At 34.1% G+C, this 2,463-nt stretch carries 2 protein-coding genes and 1 pseudogene; 1 reads left to right on the plus strand and 2 read right to left on the minus strand.

Features of this window, described 5'->3' with window-relative positions:
- Together VFS71_RS11455 and VFS71_RS11460 are read right to left on the minus strand one after the other, a co-directional pair.
- The coding region (locus VFS71_RS11455) for a TAT-variant-translocated molybdopterin oxidoreductase (RefSeq protein ID WP_326401392.1) at positions 1-606 on the minus strand (606 nt) is incomplete at its 3' end.
- A 110-nt stretch (positions 607-716) separates the two neighbouring features.
- On the minus strand, positions 717-2,054 hold the full coding sequence (locus VFS71_RS11460; RefSeq protein ID WP_326401394.1) for a c-type cytochrome: 1,338 nt from the start codon (positions 2,052-2,054) through the stop codon (positions 717-719).
- A gap of 218 nt (positions 2,055-2,272) precedes the next feature.
- Between VFS71_RS11460 and VFS71_RS11465 the strand changes: the two are divergent.
- Positions 2,273-2,463, plus strand: a pseudogene (locus VFS71_RS11465) (SPOR domain-containing protein); the annotation flags it as partial.

The following is a 2,463-nucleotide window of genomic DNA, read 5'->3' on the forward strand; positions in this document are numbered from 1 at the left end:
GAAATCAGCAATTAGTTTTTCAGTAGAAGGACTTGCCAATGTATTTGTCAAAAATACTACTTGCCCACCTTTTGCTTTAGCATCAACAATACTAGATTTTATTTTTGAATCAACTGCAGACCAAGAAGCATTTTTAGCATCTAGTTTAGGTTCTTTCAAACGCATATTATCATACAATGACAATATAGAACCATGAATTCTAGCGTTAGCTGCAAACTTAGCTCCAGCGATAGTGTTATTATCTATTTTAATTGGACGACCTTCACGAGTTTTTACCAAAAGGTTTGCGAAATCAAATCCATCAAAAACCGAAGTTGCATAATAATCTGCTACTCCAGGAATAATTTGCTCAGGCTGCAGCACATAAGGAATTGACAAATGCACAGGACCTTCGCACGCAGCTAAAGAAGCTGCCGCTGTACTAAAACCAACGTACTTTAAAAAGTCACGACGTGTAGTTGAAGAAGAAGACAAAGCTGCTTCATTCCCTAAAAATTCATCTGTAGGAATCTCTTCAACAAATTCGTTATTTCTAAGCGCCTCAACAATAGAACTATTTCCGTCTAGTTCTTCAACACTTTTCCAGTATTTTTTGTTTGATGACATATTATATATAAATATTAATCTTAATAATTTTTTTTTAGTTTCAAGTTTTCTTTGTCTCAAGTTTCAAGCTACATAAAAGACAACTTGAAACTTAAAACTTTAAACTCTTTTTAGTAGTGACATTTACCACATTCTAACCCACCCATTTGAGCAGCTGTTAATTTGTCTACACCATATTTTTTAGAAAGCTCTTCGTGTATTTTTGTATAATACTCATTACCTTCCATTTTAACATCAGTTTTTCTATGGCAATTAACACACCATCCCATTGTAAGAGGAGAGAATTGTTTCATGATTTCGAATTCCTGAACAGGACCGTGACATGTTTGACATTCAATACCAGCTACAGTAACGTGTTGTGAGTGATTAAAATAAACAAAGTCAGGTAAATTATGAATACGAACCCATTTCACTGGCTCAGTTTTACCTGTATATGATTGAGAAGTAGCATCCCAACCCACAGCTTTATATAATTTTTGGATTTGCTCATCATAAAAAGCTTTACTGTATTCTGGAGTTGCAGTAGTTTCAGCAACTTCACTAATACTTTTATGACAGTTCATACAAACATTCAAAGAAGGAATACCTGCAGTTTTGCTCACACGAGAAGCAGAGTGACAATATTTACAATTGATTTCATTATCACCAGCGTGAATTCTATGAGAGTAGTGTATCGGCTGAATTGGTTCGTAATTTTGATCTACACCAACTTGCATTAAAAATCCGTATACTAAATAAGCACCTGAAAGCAATAAGAATATAGCAGAAACCAAAACTAAAAACTGATTTCTAACAAAAGCTTTCCAAATAGGCAATGTAGGCTCTTTTGCAACTACTTCAATACCATTTGCAGCAGCAACTTTTCTTAATACTTTGTTGACCAAAACCAACATCACAATAAGAATTGCCATTACTAATGACAAAGCACCTAATATAACATTATTAGAGATTCCTTCTTCTTGAACCGTACCAGGAACGGCAGCAGAAGCAGAAGCACCAGCAGCAGCAGGAGCGGCAGCTTTTGGCTCAGAAGTATAAGCAATAATATTATCAATATCCCCTTCAGACAACTGAGGGAATGCAGTCATAGGAATTTTGTTGTTAGCCTCAAAAACTTTTACGGCAGCAGCATCACCAGATTTAATTAAATCCGAACTGTTGTGGACCCATTTATAAATCCAAGAAATTTCATGTCTTGAAATAACATCTCTAAGAGCCGGACCCGTAGATTTTGCATCTAACTTGTGACATGCAGCACAATTGGTATTAAAAAGCTCTTTACCTTTTGCCGCATCACCTCCAGAACTCGCCGCTGGAGCTGCTGCAGTTGCTTCGGCCGCAACAGGAGCTGCGTCTTGCGCAAATGAAGCTACGGAAATACTCAACATTAATGCTAAGCTTAAAAATAATTTCCTTGAATTCGAATTATGGTTACCCACCTTTTTCATATTAATATATTGATTATCTACTAAAAAATTGTTCGCTTGTTATCTAAAAAAATAGAAAACAAAACGAACCTTATTTAAAAACTTGCACAAAAATACGACTTAAGAACTATTCTCAAAACCTTAAAATAATCTTAATTATAATTTATATTAAATCTAAATAACAAAACTATTACGATTTCCTGTTAAAAAACTATTTTTGCAGAATAAATAATCAGATTATGAGATTTTTAAGAACCCTTAAAGCATTGTCGCTATTTACTTTATTTTTAATAACGACAAACAGAATAACAGCTCAGAACTCCAATTTAAGCGTAAATCAAGACCCTAAATTTGAGCAATTGTTGAATGAAAAAAGAAAATCCAACACTAATTTATCCTATTCCGATCGCTATAAAATCCAAATTTTCAA

Origin of the sequence: Flavobacterium sp., from assembly GCF_035760125.1 — a bacterium.
Lineage (GTDB): Bacteria > Bacteroidota > Bacteroidia > Flavobacteriales > Flavobacteriaceae > Flavobacterium.

What these genes read in the sequence shown, in the direction of transcription:
- VFS71_RS11460 (WP_326401394.1), bottom strand. Translation starts at nt 2,054, where the DNA reads ATGAAAAAGGTGGGTAACCATAATTCGAATTCAAGGAAATTATTTTTA.